Here is a 13,145-nt window from a genome sequence, read left to right as displayed (position 1 = left end):
CCGCATTTCCCTTTTCCGCACCCGCCGCACGTGCCGCATTCGCACGCGAATACGGAGAACGATGCGAGTCCGGAGCGGACGGCACACGCCGTCGCCGCACTCGCGTACGTGGAGGGGGTGGATCGGGGAGATGGCCGCTCCGGGACCGTCCGCGCAGACGCGTGTCCGGTGCTCCCTGCCGAGCGACCAGCCAACTGTACGGCCTGGCCGCGTCCGAGGCAAAACGGCGCACCACGCGGTCGCCGCAATCTACTGACAGACTGTCAACAGGTCGGCATGCTTGTCCCATGGACGCCGTCGCAGCCGTGGAAACCCTGCTCTCGCCCGAGGGGCGGGAGGACCCGTTCCCGTACTACGCCGCACTGCACGCGCACGGGCCGGTGGTCGACCTGGGAGGCGGGTACATCGTCGTGGTCGGGTACGACGCGCTGAACCGGGCCCTGCGGAACCCGGCCCTGCGGGAGGAGGGGCCGGAGTGGGTGCAGGATCGGTGGGCGGAGTGGGCCGGCAATCCGTCGGTCCGCCTCTTCTCCCAGTCCATGCTCTTCTCCGGCGACCCGAGGCACGCGCGGGTGCGCCGCCTGGTGAGCAGGGCGTTCACACCGCGGCGGGTGGCCGCGCTGGCACCTGCCGTGGAGCGCCTCGCCGACGGACTGCTGGACCGGCTGGCCGGGCTCGGGGCCGACGGAACGCCGGTGGACTTCATGGCGGAGTTCGCCTATGCGCTGCCGGTGGCGGTGATCTGCGAGCTGCTCGGCGTGCCCGAGCAGGACCGGCTCTGGTTCCGTCCGCTGGTGGCGGACCTGGCCGCCCAGCTGGAGCCGGTGTACTCGAAGGAGCAGCTGGAGGCCGCGGACGCGGCGGCGCTGACCCTGCTGGAGTACTTCGCGGACCTGGCGGCGCAGCGCCGGGCGGAGCCGCGGGACGACCTGGTGAGCGCACTGGTGCAGGTGCGCGACGAGGACGACGGGCGCCTGGGCGACCAGGAGCTGCTGGACAACCTGGTGCTGCTGCTGGCGGCGGGGTTCGAGACGACCACCAACCTGCTGGGCAACGGCCTGGCGCTGCTGCTGGACCGTCCGGCGCACCTGGCGGCGCTGCGGGCGGACCCGTCGGCGGCCCCCGCATACGTCGAGGAGTTCCTGCGCTACGACTCCCCCGTGCAGCTGACGGCGCGGTGGGCGCCGGAGGGTGCGGTGGTGGAGGGGGTGGCGGTGCCGCCGGGCGGCGAGGTGCTGCTGCTGCTCGGTGCGGCCAACCGCGACCCGGTGCGCTTCGCGCGGCCGGAGCAGTTCGACCCGGACCGCCCGGGGAACCAGCCGCTGAGCTTCGGGGGCGGTCCGCACTTCTGTCTCGGGGCGGCGCTCGCCCGGCTGGAGGGCGGGACGGCGTTCGGCCGGCTGGTGCGACGGTTCCCCCGGCTGGAGGCGGCGGGGGTGCGGACCCGCCACGGCCGGCTGACGCTGCGCGGGTACGCGACGCTGCCGGTCTCCGTGGCCGGGACCGCCACCGGGGACACGTGCCGGCCGTCCGTTCACGACGGGTAGCGGTCGGCCGACGGCCCGCGCTCAGTACTCGCGGGGGCCCAGCGGGACGGCGAGGCCCTCCAGGCCGTCGAGGACGAGGTCGACGCCGACCGCGGCGAGGAGGAGGCCCAGGAGGCGGGCGAGGAGTTCGACGGTGGTGTGGTGGGTGGCCTGGAGGACCCGGTTGAGGAGCAGGACGCAGAGCAGGTCGATGGCGACGACGGCCACGTAGGCCCCGCCGACGACGGCCCGCCAGGTCCAGTCGTTCCGCGCCGTGGACTCCAGGAGGAGGGCCGTCATGGCCAGCGGGCTGACGATGTACGGGAGGAGCAGTTCCCGGATGCCGTCGGAGAGGCCGGGGCCGCCCTCCTCCTCCTGGACGCCGAAGTGGAGGCCGAGGACCAGGCCCACGGCGTAGACGAAGAAGATCGCGCCGCCGGCGATCTCCAGCGCCTCGGTGCTGATGTGGAAGATCCCGAAGAGGGCGGGGGCGGTGACGTCGGCGAGCAGGCCGACCAGGGCGGCTCCGGCGGAGGAGACCAGGGCGAGGGTGCGGAGCTGGTGTGTGGTCCGGGTCTGGGCCAGCGAGGCGAAGGAGAGGAGCACCTTGGGCGGCCCGACGACGGCGAGGAAGGTGATGAAGGCCCCACCGAGACTCAGCTGGTTCATGGGGGCATCATCGCCACGGGCGGCATCGGGGCCGCCCGTGACACGGCGCCCGCCGCACCGGTCCCCCCTGGGGACGCCGCCCCCGGCCGCACGGGTGCACGCCGCTCCGGCACGGCACGGGGGTCGGGCCGGGGGGTCAGCCCTCCTCGGCGAAGGCCGCAGCGAGCCTGCGGACCCCTTCGTCGACCTCCTCGACACCGGCGGTCTCGGCGAAGCTGAGCCTGAGGTGCGGTCCGGGTGCCTCGGCGGCGAAGTAGGGGCGGCCCGGGGAGACGGCGACCCCGGCGCGGAGCGCCGCCGAGGTGAGTCCGGCCTCGTCGGTGCCGTCGGGCAGGCGCAGCCACAGGTGGTAGCCGCCGTGCGGGAGCGTGTACGGGACGGCCTGCGGGAGGTGGGTGCGCAGGGCGGCGGCCATGGCGTCGCGGCGCTGCTGGAGGCCTGCGGCGACGGCGCGCAGGTGGCGCGTCCAGGCGGGTGAGCCGACGAGTTCGAGGGCGGCCTCCTGGAGGGGGCGCGGCACGAAGAAGGTGTCGACCACCTGGATGGCGCGCAGCCGCTGGAGCGCGGGGCCGCGGGCGACGAGGGCGCCGACGCGCAGCGAGGGGGAGGTGACCTTGGTGAGCGAGGCCATGTGGACGACGGTGCCGTCGGGGTCGTCGGCGGCCAGCGGGGGCGGCAGCGGGGGGCCGGAGGTGTGGCCGAGGCGGCGGGAGAAGTCGTCCTCGACGACGAAGGCGCCCGCGGCGCGGGCGACGGCGAGGACCTCGCGGCGGCGTTCGGCGGTGAGGACGGCGCCGGTGGGGTTCTGGAACAGCGGCTGGCAGAAGAAGACGCGCGCCCCGGTGGCGGCGAACGCCTCGGCCAGGAGGTCGGTGCGGACCCCGTCGGCGTCGACCGGCACGGGGACGGGCCGGACTCCGGCGGCACGGGCGACCGCGAGGGTGCCGGGGTAGGTGGGGGACTCGACGAGGACGGCGGAGCCGGGGGCGGCGAGGGCGTGGAGGGCGGTGGTGAGCGCGCTCTGGCCGCCGGCGGTGACGAGGACGTGGGCGGCGCTGACGGCGCCGGCCGGGCCGCCGGTCTCGCGGGCGAACCAGGCGCGCAGTTCGGCGATCCCCTCGATCGGGGGGCGGTCCCAGGCGCCGGGGCGGCGGCCGGCGCGGGCGAGGGCGGCGGCCATGGCGTCGCGGGGCTGGAGGGAGGGGTGGAGGTAGCCGCCGTTGAAGGGGATGACGCCGGGGGGCGGGGCGGCGAAGGAGGCGAGGACGCCGGTGGCGTCGACGGCGCGGGGGGCCGCGTCGGGTCCCTCGGGCCCTTCGACGGCGAGGGCGACCTGCTGCCAGGAGGTGTCGCCGGGGGGTGCGGGGACGGCGGGGCGGTCGGCGCGGTAGGTGCCGGCCCCGGGCCGGGTGACCAGCAGGCCCTCGGCCGCGAGGGCGGCCAGGGCGCGGGAGACGGTGACGGGGCTGACGTGGAAGCGGTCGACGAGGGCGCGGTTGGAGGGGAGTTTCTGGCCGGGAGAGTAGCGGTTGATCTCCGACCGGAGGGTCTCGGCGATCTGGGCCACACTGCTACCGCTGCTCATGAAAGATCATGATAGCGCTATCCCCGGCGACGCGTCGGGAGTCCGGCCGGCCCGGCCGCGGGCGGCGTGCGGGAACGGCCTTGCCTCGACGAATTCATCGACCGTAGAATTGCGCCGCCCCGACCGGGACGGTGCGGATGTCGAGCGCGTCACACCGGGGTGCTTGAGGGCATGGAATATCGACACGCTAGGTTGTTGTTCCGATGTGAACGGCTCCGCCGAGCAGGAGTGATGCCCCGGAGGGTGTGCCCGCACCCACCGCGCCGGCTCCCGGAACCCGCAGGACCGCACGTTCCCGGCACAAGGTCCCAGTGCCGGGCGGCGACGGCCCTGGTCACCCCGCACCCACCCGGGAGCGGGCCAACCGGACAGCGGATCCTCGGGAAAGCAGGGACAGCAACTCATGGACACCGCGGAACTCGTCGGCTCGTCGTGGATCTTCATCCTCGCCTTCGCCGCCGTGCTCGGCGACGCCTTCCTCCCCTTCATCCCGAGCGGCACGCTGGTGATCGCGGCGGTCCTGAAGACGGCGGACCTGGACGGCGCACCCGTCCTCCTGGCCCTCGGTGTGGCGGCCGCCTCCTTCGCCGGCGACCTCATACTGCTCCGGCTCGCCCGGCGCAGCGCGCCCTGGGTGCAGGCCCGCCTCGACCGGCGGCCGCAGTGGGCCGGCGCCACCAGCAGGGTGCAGCAGTCCCTGGAGACCCGGGCCGGCCGTACGGTGATCGTCGCCCGGTTCGTGCCCGCCGGGCGGACGGTCCTCGACCTCGCCATGGGCCGCAGCGACAACCCGCACCGGTTCGTGCGGTGGTCCGCGGTGGCGGCCCTGGTGTGGGCGGCGTACATCGTCACGCTGGGCTGGCTGAACAGCCACTGGTTCAACACCGCGTGGCTGGGCTTCGCCGTCTCCTGTGCGGCCGCCACCGCCGTCAGCGCGTCGATCGCACGCCTGGCCAGGCGGCAGCGGCGGGCGGCCGCCGCCGCCTGACGAGGACCGGGGCCCGGCCGCCGGAGCGGCGGGCCCCGTCCCGGACCGCACCGGCGACGCGGGCCCCGTCGGCCGTGACCGCCGGGCCTGCCCCCACCGCCTCCACCGGACCTCCGGCCGCACCGCCGCGGGGGTCGGCACCGCACCCGGGCGGCCCGTGGGCGGCGGTCCGCGTCCGATGGCAGGACGGCCCTCGTGCGGGGCCCGCAGAGGCGGCGGAGCCCTCCGGGGCGGGCGCGCACCGCCCGCCGGACGGGCCGCATCCCCGGTGGCGGGCCGTCGCGGCCGTCCGGGGCCGGTGTTCCGTGCCGTGCGCAAAGAGGCAGGCGAGTGTCCCGAAACGGCAACAAGGTCCCGGCGGGGGAGCCGTCCGAGGAGGGCTTTCGTCCGTGTGATCGATGGATCTTTGTAGTGTGGCTTCCCGATTGTCGATTTTTCGGACTGCGCCGCCCCGGTGGGACCGCGGTGCGGGACGGGACCGGAGCCGGGAGGGCGCGGCCGCCCCGCCAGCGGGACGCAAGTGGCGGTTCATGCACAATTGCCCGGATCGGTGGGGCACGACAGATCAGGGGAGAGCATGGGCACCATCTCGCGCAGGACCGTCCTGACGGCTGCGGCCTCCACAGCCGCACTGGGGGCGGTCGCCGCGTGCTCGAGCGATGGCGGCCGGGGCGGGAGCAGCAACACGGGCCTCAGGCCCACCGGGGGGAGCAGCAGCGCGGGCGGGGGCGTGCGGGGCGGAACCCTGGGCAGCCGGCAGCCGGCCAGGCCCATCGGGGACGGCTCGACCGCGGACACCGGCCCCCAGCCGGGGCAGCCGAAGCCGGAGCGCCTGGCCCCGGGGCAGCGCCCCCCGCAGTTCGTGGTCTTCTCCTGGGACGGGGCGGGCGAGCTCGACAACAGGCTCTTCGAGCGGTTCCGCGGACTCGCCAGGCGGCACCACGCCGCGATGACGTTCTTCCTCAGCGGCATCTACACCCTGCCCGAGTCGAAGAAGCACCTCTACCACCCGCCGCGCCACCCCGTCGGCGCGTCCGCCATCGGCTACCTCTCCGACGAGCACATCCGCGCCACCCTGCAGCAGGTGCGGCTCGCCTGGCTGGAGGGCCACGAGATCGGCACCCACTTCAACGGGCACTTCTGCGGCGCGGACGGCGTCGGCCGCTGGTCGCCCGCCGACTGGGACAGCGAGATCCGGCAGGCCAAGGCGTTCGTGACCGAGTGGCGCACCAACACCGGCTTCACCGACCTGGAACCGCTGCCCTTCGACTACGAGAAGGAGCTCACCGGCGGCCGCACGCCCTGCCTGGAGGGCCAGCGCAACCTGCTGCCGACCGCCGCCAGGCTGGGCTGGACCTACGACGCCAGCTCCCCCGGGGGCATGCAGATGTGGCCGGGCAAGGTGCAGGGCGGCCGGATCTGGGACTTCCCGCTGCAGTCCATCCCGTTCCCCGGGCACGCGTACCAGGTCCTGTCGATGGACTACAACATCATGGCCAACCAGTCCGGCGGGAACCCCAAGGGCGACCCCGCCCGCCGGGCCGCCTGGCGCACCCAGGCCCGCGACGCCTACCTCGCCGGCTTCCGCCGCGCCTACGACAGCAACCGCGCGCCCTTCTTCATCGGGAACCACTTCGAGCAGTGGAACGGCGGCATCTACATGGACGCCGTCGAGGAGGCGCTCACCGAGATCGCCGGGCACCCGGAGGTGCGCATGGTCTCCTTCCGGCAGCTGGTGCAGTGGCTGGAGGCCCAGGACCCGTCGGTGCTGCGGAAGCTGCGCACCCTGAACCCGGGCCAGAAGCCGGCCGGAGGCTGGGAGTCCTTCCTCGGCGTCGCCTCGCCCTCCTCGGCGTCGGGCTCCCCCTCCCCGTCCGGCCCGTCCGCCGCACCGGGGTCCGCGTCCCCATCGCGGTCCCTGCAGCCCTCCGCGTCGCGCTCCGCGTCGGCGCCTGCGGGCGGCTGACGGGGCGGGCCGCCGGCGGGCAGGGCCGGGGGCGCGCCGCCCGCCGTCCGCAGCCCGCCGCCCGCCGGCGAAAACCGGGTGCGGAACGGGTCCCGCGGTGCCAGGGTGCCCGGATGGACCGTCGCAGAATGAGCGCCCTCGCCCACGCCCACCATCCGATAGCCGCCCCGCTGGCCGACGCCTCGGTGGCCCGGCTGCTCGACCGCTCCGTGGTCCGGGGCGACGAACGCGCCCTGGACCTGGGCTGCGGGCAGGCCGAGTGGCTGCTGCGCGTCCTGGAGCGGCACCCGCGGACGCTGGCCGAGGGGGTGGACACCGACGGGGCGGCGCTGGACCGGGTGCGCGACGAGGCCGCGCGGCGCGGGGTCGCCGACCGGCTGGCGCTGCACCACATGCCCGCGGCGGAGTTCACCTCGGCCCGCAGCTTCGACGTGGTCCTCAGCGTCGGCGCCACGCACGCCTACGGCGGTCTGCGGCAGACCCTCGCGGCCGCCCGGGAGCACCTCGCCCCGGGCGGCCGCGCGCTGGTGGGCGAGGCGTTCTGGGAGCAGGAGCCCGACGCGGCGGTGCGCGCCGAACTGGACGGCCCCTGCGTGTGGGACGACCTGCCGGGCACGGTCGACCTGGTCGCGGCCGACGGCTGGACGCCGGTGTACGCGCACACGAGCACCCCGGAGGAGTGGGGCGACTACGAGTGGTCCTGGACCGGCTCGCTGGCCCGGTGGGCGCTCGACCACCCGGACGACCCGGACGCCGCCGACGCGCTGAAGGCCGCGGAGGAGCACCGCACGGCGTGGCTGCGCGGCTACCGGGGCGTCCTCGGGTTCGTCACCCTGGTGCTGCGCCGGGCCGACACCTGACCGTCCGGCACCGCATCGCACCGCACCGCACCGGCCGGCGCTCCGTCAGCGCTCGAAGACGCGGAAGGCGACGGAGGGACGGCCGCCGAACCGCTCGGCGGAGCGGGCCAGCACCGCCGCGACGAACTCCCTTGCGTAGGCGGCCGGATCGCCGTCCGGCCCGGTCAGGGCGGTGATGTAGGCGCGGTGCTCGGCGAGCGACGCCACCGCCCGCTCCACCGACTCCTGCGACACGGCCACGGCGTGGGTCGGGTCGGCGCCGGCCACCGCGACCCGGCGGACCCCGTCCCACGGCTCGGGGTCGCCGCCGCCCGGGACGGGCGGGAAGATCCAGCGGTTGCCCGCGTCGCCGGCGGCGTCCAGCACGGCGCGGCCGACGGCGCAGTGGTCGGGCGAGTTCCAGGCCGTGCCGCCCCAGGTGTCGGTGTGGTTGAGGGTGACCACCAGCTCGGGCCGGTGGCGGCGGATCGCGAGGGCGATGTCCCGGCGCAGCGGCACGCCGTACTCGACCACGCCGTCGCGGTGGTCCAGGAACTCCACCACGGTGACGCCGACCGCGGCGGCGCTCGCCCGCTGCTCCGCCTCGCGGACGCGGGCGCACTCCCCCGGATCGAGCGTGTGGATGCCCGCCTCGCCGCGGGTGGCGAGGAGGTAGGCGACCTCGCGGCCCTGCGCCGTCCACTCGGCGACGGCGGCCGCGGCTCCGTACTCCAGGTCGTCGGGGTGGGCGACGACGGCGAGGGCGCGCCCCCAGTCGTCGGGCAGGGGGGCGAGGTCGGCGGCCACGGGCTTCCTCCGCAGGCGGTGACGGCCGACTGGCGGCAGCCGGCTGGTGACGGCGGACTGGTGACGGGCGGCTGGTGGCCGGGGACCGGGTGTCGGGGCGGGCCGGATCCCCCGATCATGCCACCGCGGGCCCGCACCCGCCGGGTCACGCGGCCGGTGCGGGCGCCTCCAGGAGCAGGCCGGCGACGGTGCGGGCGCCCGCCGCGCCGAGGAGGACGGAGTAGTGGTTGGTGCCGGGCGCGGCGAGGACGGTGACGCGGGCGGGGTCGAGGCCGGCGGCGGCGAGCCGGTCGGCGTCGTACATGCCCTGGGGCTGGTCCAGCAGGCCGCGCTCGGCCCGGAGCAGGACGGCCGGGCAGGGCAGCGCGTGGACGGCCGCGGCCGCCTCGCGGTCGAGGAGGACCTGCGCGCCGTCGGTGCGCACGGCCTCCTCCGCGCAGGAGGAGCGCAGTTCGGGCTCGGTGCCGGTGAGGTCGCGCTGGAGGTAGGCGTCGAGCCGGGCGGTCCACAGGTCGTCGTGGAGGGCGGGGTGCCGCCGCCAGAACTCCCGGTAGGCGTCGCGGGAGGGGAAGGCCATGGACAGGCGGGCCATGGCGGGGCCGAGGACGGCGGCGAGGGCGTCCTCCTCTGCGGTGCCGGGCGGGAGGGGGAAGCTGACGGCGCCGTCGACGAGGACCAGCCGGCCGGCCCGGCCGGGGTGGCGGACGGCGAGGAGCGCGGCGACCCAGGCGCCCATGGAGTGTCCGGCGACGACCGCGCCGTCCAGGCCGAGGTGGTCGAGGACGGCGGCGGCGTCGTCGGCGTGGCGGGCGAGGCCGTAGGGGCCCGCGGCGTCGCGGCTGCCCGCGCGGCCGCGCAGGTCGGGGGCGACGAGGGCGGCCCGGCCGGCGAGCTGCTCGGCGACCTCGCCCCAGGAGAGGCCGTTGGCGGTGATGCCGTGCAGGGCGAGGACGGTGGGGGCGCCCGGGTCGGCGGCGGGCCAGCGGAGCACGGCGAGCTCGCCGCCGGGGACGGGGACGCGCAGTTCCTCGGGACGGGTGGCGGTCATGCGGTGGTGCCTCCGGCGGTTCGGGCGGCGGGCTGGTCGGGCTGGTCTGTCCGGTCGGACTGGTCGGGCTGGTCGGGCTGGTCGGGCTGGTCGGGCTCGCCCGTCCGGTCGGCGGACCGGCCGGACCGCCCCGGCCGGACGGACCGGCCCGAGCGGGCGGCCCTGGCCTCGCGGATGCGGGCCGGCAGGCGCACGGCGCCGCCGGGCAGCAGGTAGACGACGGCGACGAAGAGGGCGCCGAGGAGGAAGAGCGGCTGGGAGAGCGGGACGCGCAGGACGGCGGGCAGGCCCCGGACGGCGTCGGAGTTCGCGAGGTCGCCGAGCCGGTGGTCCGCCCAGGTGTAGAGGACGCCGCCGAGGAGCGGGCCCCAGCGGGTGCCCGAGCCTCCGAGGACGACCATGACGAGCAGGGACAGGGTGAAGTCGGAGGTGGCCGCCTGGGGGGTGGCCCCTCCCGAGACCAGAAGGTAGACCACGCCTCCGACGGCGGCCAGGGCCGCGGCGAGGACGAAGGCCGCCAGTTTGAACCCGTGGGGCCGCAGGCCCAGCACCTCCACCCGGCGCTCGTTCTCCCGGATGCCCTCCCAGACGCGGCCGGCGGGCGAGTGGACGGCGCGGTGGACGACGACGAGGGTCAGCACCAGGTAGCCGAGGGCGATCCAGTACAGGTTCGCGGTGTTCCCGATGCCGACGAGTGCGTCGGGCAGCCGGTCGGCGGGGACGGACCGGCCCTCCTCGCCGCCGGTGAGCCCGCCGGGGTCGCGCTGCACGAGGATCGACCCGGCCTGGGCGAAGGCGAGGGTCACCATGGAGAAGCCGATGCCGGTGACGCGCAGGCTCACCGAGCCCAGCAGGAGGGCGAGCAGCACCGCGAAGGCCGTGCCGAGCAGGGCGGCGGGGAGCAGCCCGAGGTGGAGCTCCAGCATGGCGATGTCGGTGGCGTACAGGCCGGCGGCGAACCAGAGGGCGTGGCCGAAGGAGAGCAGTCCGGTGCGGCCGAGGAGCAGGTCGTATCCGGTGGCGAGGGCGCCGAAGACCATGCACAGGGCGAGGAGCTGGAGGCTTCCGGGGCTGCCGGGGGGGCCGTCGAGCAGCCCGGGCAGCGGCAGGGTGCTGAAGGGCGCGGTGAGCAGGAGGAGCAGGACGGCGGCGGGCCACCAGCGGGCGGCGCGGCGCAGGGGGGAGGGTCCGGCGGAACCGGCCGCGGAGGCGTCGCCGGCGGGGTTGTCGGTGGGTGCCTGCATGATGGTCCCGGTGGTCATGCGGGCCTCCCGGCGGCTCCTGCGGCAGCCAGGCCGCGCGGGCGGACCAGCAGCAGGACGGCGAGGAGCACGACGACGGAGAGGTCGCCCAGCCCGGCGGCGGTGTAGTAGTTGGCGAACTGCTGGACGAGGCCGACGGCGACGGAGGCGGCGGCGGCCCCGGTGACGGAGCCCATGCCGCCCATGACGACGACGACGAACGCGAAGATGAGCAGCGAGGTGCCCTGCCCGGGGCTGACGGAGCCGAAGTAGAGGCCGCCCAGGGCGCCGGCGAGGGCGGCCGCGGCGCCGCCGATGGCGAAGACGAGGGTGAAGGCCTTGCGGACGTCGATGCCCAGGGCGGTGACCATGGCCCGGTCCTCGACGCCGGCGCGGACGACGAGGCCGTGCCGGGTGCGGCCGAGGAAGAGCCGGAGGACGACGAGGACGGCGGCCGCGGCGGCGACGAGGACGAAGCGGTCGGCGGGGACGGCGGCGCCGAGCAGGCGGACGGTGCCGGAGAGCGCCGCGGGCTTGGGGAAGGGGCGGGCGTCGGCACCCCAGACGGCCATGAGCAGGGCGGGGACGGCGAGTCCGACGCCGACGGTGGCGAGGACCTGCTCACGGGGGCGGGTGTAGAGGGGGCGGATGAGCGCGAGTTCCAGCAGGACGGCGGCCGCGGTGCCCACGGCGGTGCCGAAGAGGACGGAGAGGAGGAAGCCCGCGCCGTCGGGGCCCGCGCCGGGGAGGTGGCCGTCGGCCGCCCACCAGGTGGCGTAGGCGCCGACGGAGAGCAGCGCGCCGTGGGCGAAGTTGAGCACGTCCATCAGGCCGAAGATCAGCGACAGTCCGGAGGCGACGAGGAAGTAGAGCGCACCCAGGCCGAGGCCGGTGAGGGTGAGCAGGACGACGGTGTCCATCAGGGGCGGGCCTCCTGGGGGGCTGCTGAGGGGTGGCGTCCGACGCCGAGGAGGCGGCGGGCGGCCTCGGCGTCCTCCAGCAGGTCGGCGGTGGCGCCGCGGTGGGCGGTGCGGCCGTCGGCGAGCACGGTGCAGCCGCCCGCCAGGCGGCGCACGACCGCGAGGTTCTGCTCGACCAGCAGGACGGGCACGGCCTCGGCGGCGCGCTCCAGCACCTGGGCGACCTCGGTGACGACCCTGGGGGCGAGGCCCTTGGTGGGCTCGTCGGCGATGACCAGGCGGTTGCGGTTGAGGAGGGTCCGGCCGATGGCGACCATCTGCTGCTGGCCGCCGGAGAGGGTGCCGGCGGGCTGCCGGGCGCGCTGCCTCAGTTCGGGGAAGAGGCCGTGCACGAGTGCGTAGTCGGGGTCGGGGTCGCGTTCGGCGAGGCGGAGGTTCTCGGCGACGGTGAGGGCGGCGAAGACCCCGCGGTCCTCGGGGGCGTAGCCGACGCCGCGGCGGACCACGGCGTGGGTGGGCAGGTGCACGGTCTCCTCGCCGCCGAGGCGGACGCTGCCGGTGCGCGGCACCAGGCCGAGGACGGCCCGGACGGTGGTGGTCTTGCCGGCGCCGTTGCGGCCGAGCAGGGCGGTGACGCCGGCGGGGGCGACGTCGAGGTCGACGCCGTGCAGGACGTGCCGGCCGCCGATGACGACGCGCAGGTCGCGGACGGAGAGGAGGGGCTCCGCGGCCGTCTCCCCGGAGGGGGACGGCGGCTGTCCGGAGAGGGCCCCGGACGGTGCCGGGGAGGGTGTCGCGGGGGGTGTCACAGTGCCTCCCCGAGGTAGGCCTGCTGGACGGTGGCGTCGGCCGTCACCGCGGCGGGCGTGTCGAGGGCGAGCAGGGTGCCGTGGTGCATGACGGCCAGCCGGTCGGCGAGGCCGAGCAGGACGTCCATGTGGTGCTCCACCATGAGGACGGTCCGGCCCTGGTCGCGGTGGACGGAGCGGATGAGGTCGGTGAGGGCGGGGACCTCCTCGGCGGAGACGCCGGCCATGGGCTCGTCGAGGAGGATCAGCCGGGGTTCGCCGACCAGGAGCACGGCGAGCTCCAGCTTGCGCTTCTCGCCGTGGGAGAGGGCGCCGGCGAGGGTGCCGGCCCGGTGGGCGAGGCCGGTGCGCCCCAGGGTCTCGGCGACCTGCCGGTCGTACCGGCCGGCGCGCCGCCAGATGCGGTGGGAGCCGCCGCCCGCCGCCTGGGCGGCGAGGCGGACGTGGTCCGCGACCGTCATGCCCGGCCACAGGGAGGAGGTCTGGAAGGTGCGGCCGAGACCGCGGCGGGCGCGGGCGTGGACGGGCTCGGCGGTGACGTCGACGCCGTCGAGCTCGACCGAGCCGGCGGTGGCGGCGGTGATCCCGGAGACCAGGTTGAACAGGGAGGTCTTGCCGGCGCCGTTGGGGCCGATGAAGGCGACGAACTCGCCCTCGGCGACCTCCAGGGAGACGTCCTCGACGATGGTGGCTCCGCCGACGGCCCAGCCGAGCCCGCGCAGCCGCAGGACGGGGGCCGCGGCAGGA

12 protein-coding genes are annotated in these 13,145 nt (G+C 76.1%); 4 read left to right on the top strand and 8 right to left on the bottom strand.

What is annotated here, in order from left to right; genetic code table 11:
- Window positions 1–287 precede the first annotated feature (287 nt).
- Window positions 288–1,547 (top strand): cytochrome P450, encoded by a 1,260-nt coding sequence (locus ACFY07_RS22740; protein ID WP_390871067.1) that lies wholly within the window; start codon window positions 288–290, stop codon window positions 1,545–1,547.
- A gap of 21 nt (window positions 1,548–1,568) precedes the next feature.
- Here the strand turns inward: ACFY07_RS22740 and ACFY07_RS22735 are convergent, their stop codons facing one another.
- Window positions 1,569–2,195 carry a MarC family protein gene (locus tag ACFY07_RS22735; RefSeq protein ID WP_390871064.1) on the bottom strand — a complete coding sequence of 209 codons (627 nt, stop codon included), beginning with the start codon at window positions 2,193–2,195 and terminating at the stop codon, window positions 1,569–1,571.
- A gap of 136 nt (window positions 2,196–2,331) precedes the next feature.
- Window positions 2,332–3,780, bottom strand: coding sequence for a PLP-dependent aminotransferase family protein (locus tag ACFY07_RS22730; protein WP_390871062.1), 1,449 nt, complete (start codon window positions 3,778–3,780; stop codon window positions 2,332–2,334).
- A gap of 403 nt (window positions 3,781–4,183) precedes the next feature.
- Here ACFY07_RS22730 and ACFY07_RS22725 point away from each other — a divergent pair, with 403 nt between their 5' ends.
- The 3 genes from ACFY07_RS22725 to ACFY07_RS22715 all read left to right on the top strand — a co-directional run bounded on the left by ACFY07_RS22725 (window position 4,184) and on the right by ACFY07_RS22715 (window position 7,594).
- A complete protein-coding gene (locus tag ACFY07_RS22725) occupies window positions 4,184–4,768 on the top strand; it encodes a DedA family protein (protein WP_390871060.1) in 585 nt (194 codons plus the stop codon).
- A 577-nt stretch (window positions 4,769–5,345) separates the two neighbouring features.
- A complete protein-coding gene (locus tag ACFY07_RS22720; protein ID WP_390871058.1) occupies window positions 5,346–6,734 on the top strand; it encodes a hypothetical protein in 1,389 nt (462 codons plus the stop codon).
- 113 nt (window positions 6,735–6,847) lie between these two features.
- Window positions 6,848–7,594, top strand: coding sequence for an SAM-dependent methyltransferase (locus tag ACFY07_RS22715; RefSeq protein WP_390871057.1), 747 nt, complete (start codon window positions 6,848–6,850; stop codon window positions 7,592–7,594).
- A gap of 45 nt (window positions 7,595–7,639) precedes the next feature.
- Here ACFY07_RS22715 and ACFY07_RS22710 read toward each other — a convergent pair whose 3' ends face one another.
- From ACFY07_RS22710 to ACFY07_RS22685, 6 genes are all read right to left on the bottom strand, one after another.
- Window positions 7,640–8,380: a PIG-L deacetylase family protein gene (locus tag ACFY07_RS22710; protein ID WP_390871056.1), complete on the bottom strand. Its 741-nt coding sequence runs from the start codon at window positions 8,378–8,380 to the stop codon at window positions 7,640–7,642.
- A gap of 145 nt (window positions 8,381–8,525) precedes the next feature.
- On the bottom strand, window positions 8,526–9,428 hold the full coding sequence (locus tag ACFY07_RS22705; protein WP_390871055.1) for an alpha/beta fold hydrolase: 903 nt from the start codon (window positions 9,426–9,428) through the stop codon (window positions 8,526–8,528).
- Complete coding sequence (locus ACFY07_RS22700; protein WP_390871088.1) at window positions 9,425–10,672, bottom strand: branched-chain amino acid ABC transporter permease; 1,248 nt, start codon at window positions 10,670–10,672, stop codon at window positions 9,425–9,427. Before ACFY07_RS22700 ends, ACFY07_RS22705 begins: the two co-directional genes overlap by 4 nt.
- A gap of 14 nt (window positions 10,673–10,686) precedes the next feature.
- The gene (locus ACFY07_RS22695; protein WP_390871053.1) at window positions 10,687–11,589 is read right to left on the bottom strand and encodes a branched-chain amino acid ABC transporter permease; all 903 of its coding nucleotides are present in this window, start codon (window positions 11,587–11,589) and stop codon (window positions 10,687–10,689) included.
- A complete protein-coding gene (locus tag ACFY07_RS22690; RefSeq protein WP_390871086.1) occupies window positions 11,589–12,290 on the bottom strand; it encodes an ABC transporter ATP-binding protein in 702 nt (233 codons plus the stop codon). Before ACFY07_RS22690 ends, ACFY07_RS22695 begins: the two co-directional genes overlap by 1 nt.
- Before the next feature lie 104 nt (window positions 12,291–12,394).
- Complete coding sequence (locus ACFY07_RS22685) at window positions 12,395–13,126, bottom strand: ABC transporter ATP-binding protein (protein WP_390871084.1); 732 nt, start codon at window positions 13,124–13,126, stop codon at window positions 12,395–12,397.
- Between the last annotated feature and the right edge of the window lie 19 nt (window positions 13,127–13,145).

The organism is Streptomyces sp. NPDC001380, from assembly GCF_042895785.1.
In the GTDB taxonomy this organism is placed as follows: Bacteria; Actinomycetota; Actinomycetes; order Streptomycetales; family Streptomycetaceae; genus Peterkaempfera.
The sequence above is the reverse complement of the archived record's forward strand: the minus strand, read 5'-3'. Positions and strand labels throughout refer to the sequence as shown.

Excerpts from the sequence above, each read along its gene's own strand:
- ACFY07_RS22740 (WP_390871067.1), top strand. The coding sequence starts at position 288 with ATGGACGCCGTCGCAGCCGTGGAAACCCTGCTCTCGCCCGAGGGGCGG.
- ACFY07_RS22735 (WP_390871064.1), bottom strand. The coding sequence starts at position 2,195 with ATGAACCAGCTGAGTCTCGGTGGGGCCTTCATCACCTTCCTCGCCGTC.
- ACFY07_RS22730 (WP_390871062.1), bottom strand. The coding sequence starts at position 3,780 with ATGAGCAGCGGTAGCAGTGTGGCCCAGATCGCCGAGACCCTCCGGTCG.
- ACFY07_RS22725 (WP_390871060.1), top strand. The coding sequence starts at position 4,184 with ATGGACACCGCGGAACTCGTCGGCTCGTCGTGGATCTTCATCCTCGCC.
- ACFY07_RS22720 (WP_390871058.1), top strand. The coding sequence starts at position 5,346 with ATGGGCACCATCTCGCGCAGGACCGTCCTGACGGCTGCGGCCTCCACA.
- ACFY07_RS22715 (WP_390871057.1), top strand. The coding sequence starts at position 6,848 with ATGGACCGTCGCAGAATGAGCGCCCTCGCCCACGCCCACCATCCGATA.
- ACFY07_RS22705 (WP_390871055.1), bottom strand. The coding sequence starts at position 9,428 with ATGACCGCCACCCGTCCCGAGGAACTGCGCGTCCCCGTCCCCGGCGGC.
- ACFY07_RS22700 (WP_390871088.1), bottom strand. The coding sequence starts at position 10,672 with ATGCAGGCACCCACCGACAACCCCGCCGGCGACGCCTCCGCGGCCGGT.
- ACFY07_RS22695 (WP_390871053.1), bottom strand. The coding sequence starts at position 11,589 with ATGGACACCGTCGTCCTGCTCACCCTCACCGGCCTCGGCCTGGGTGCG.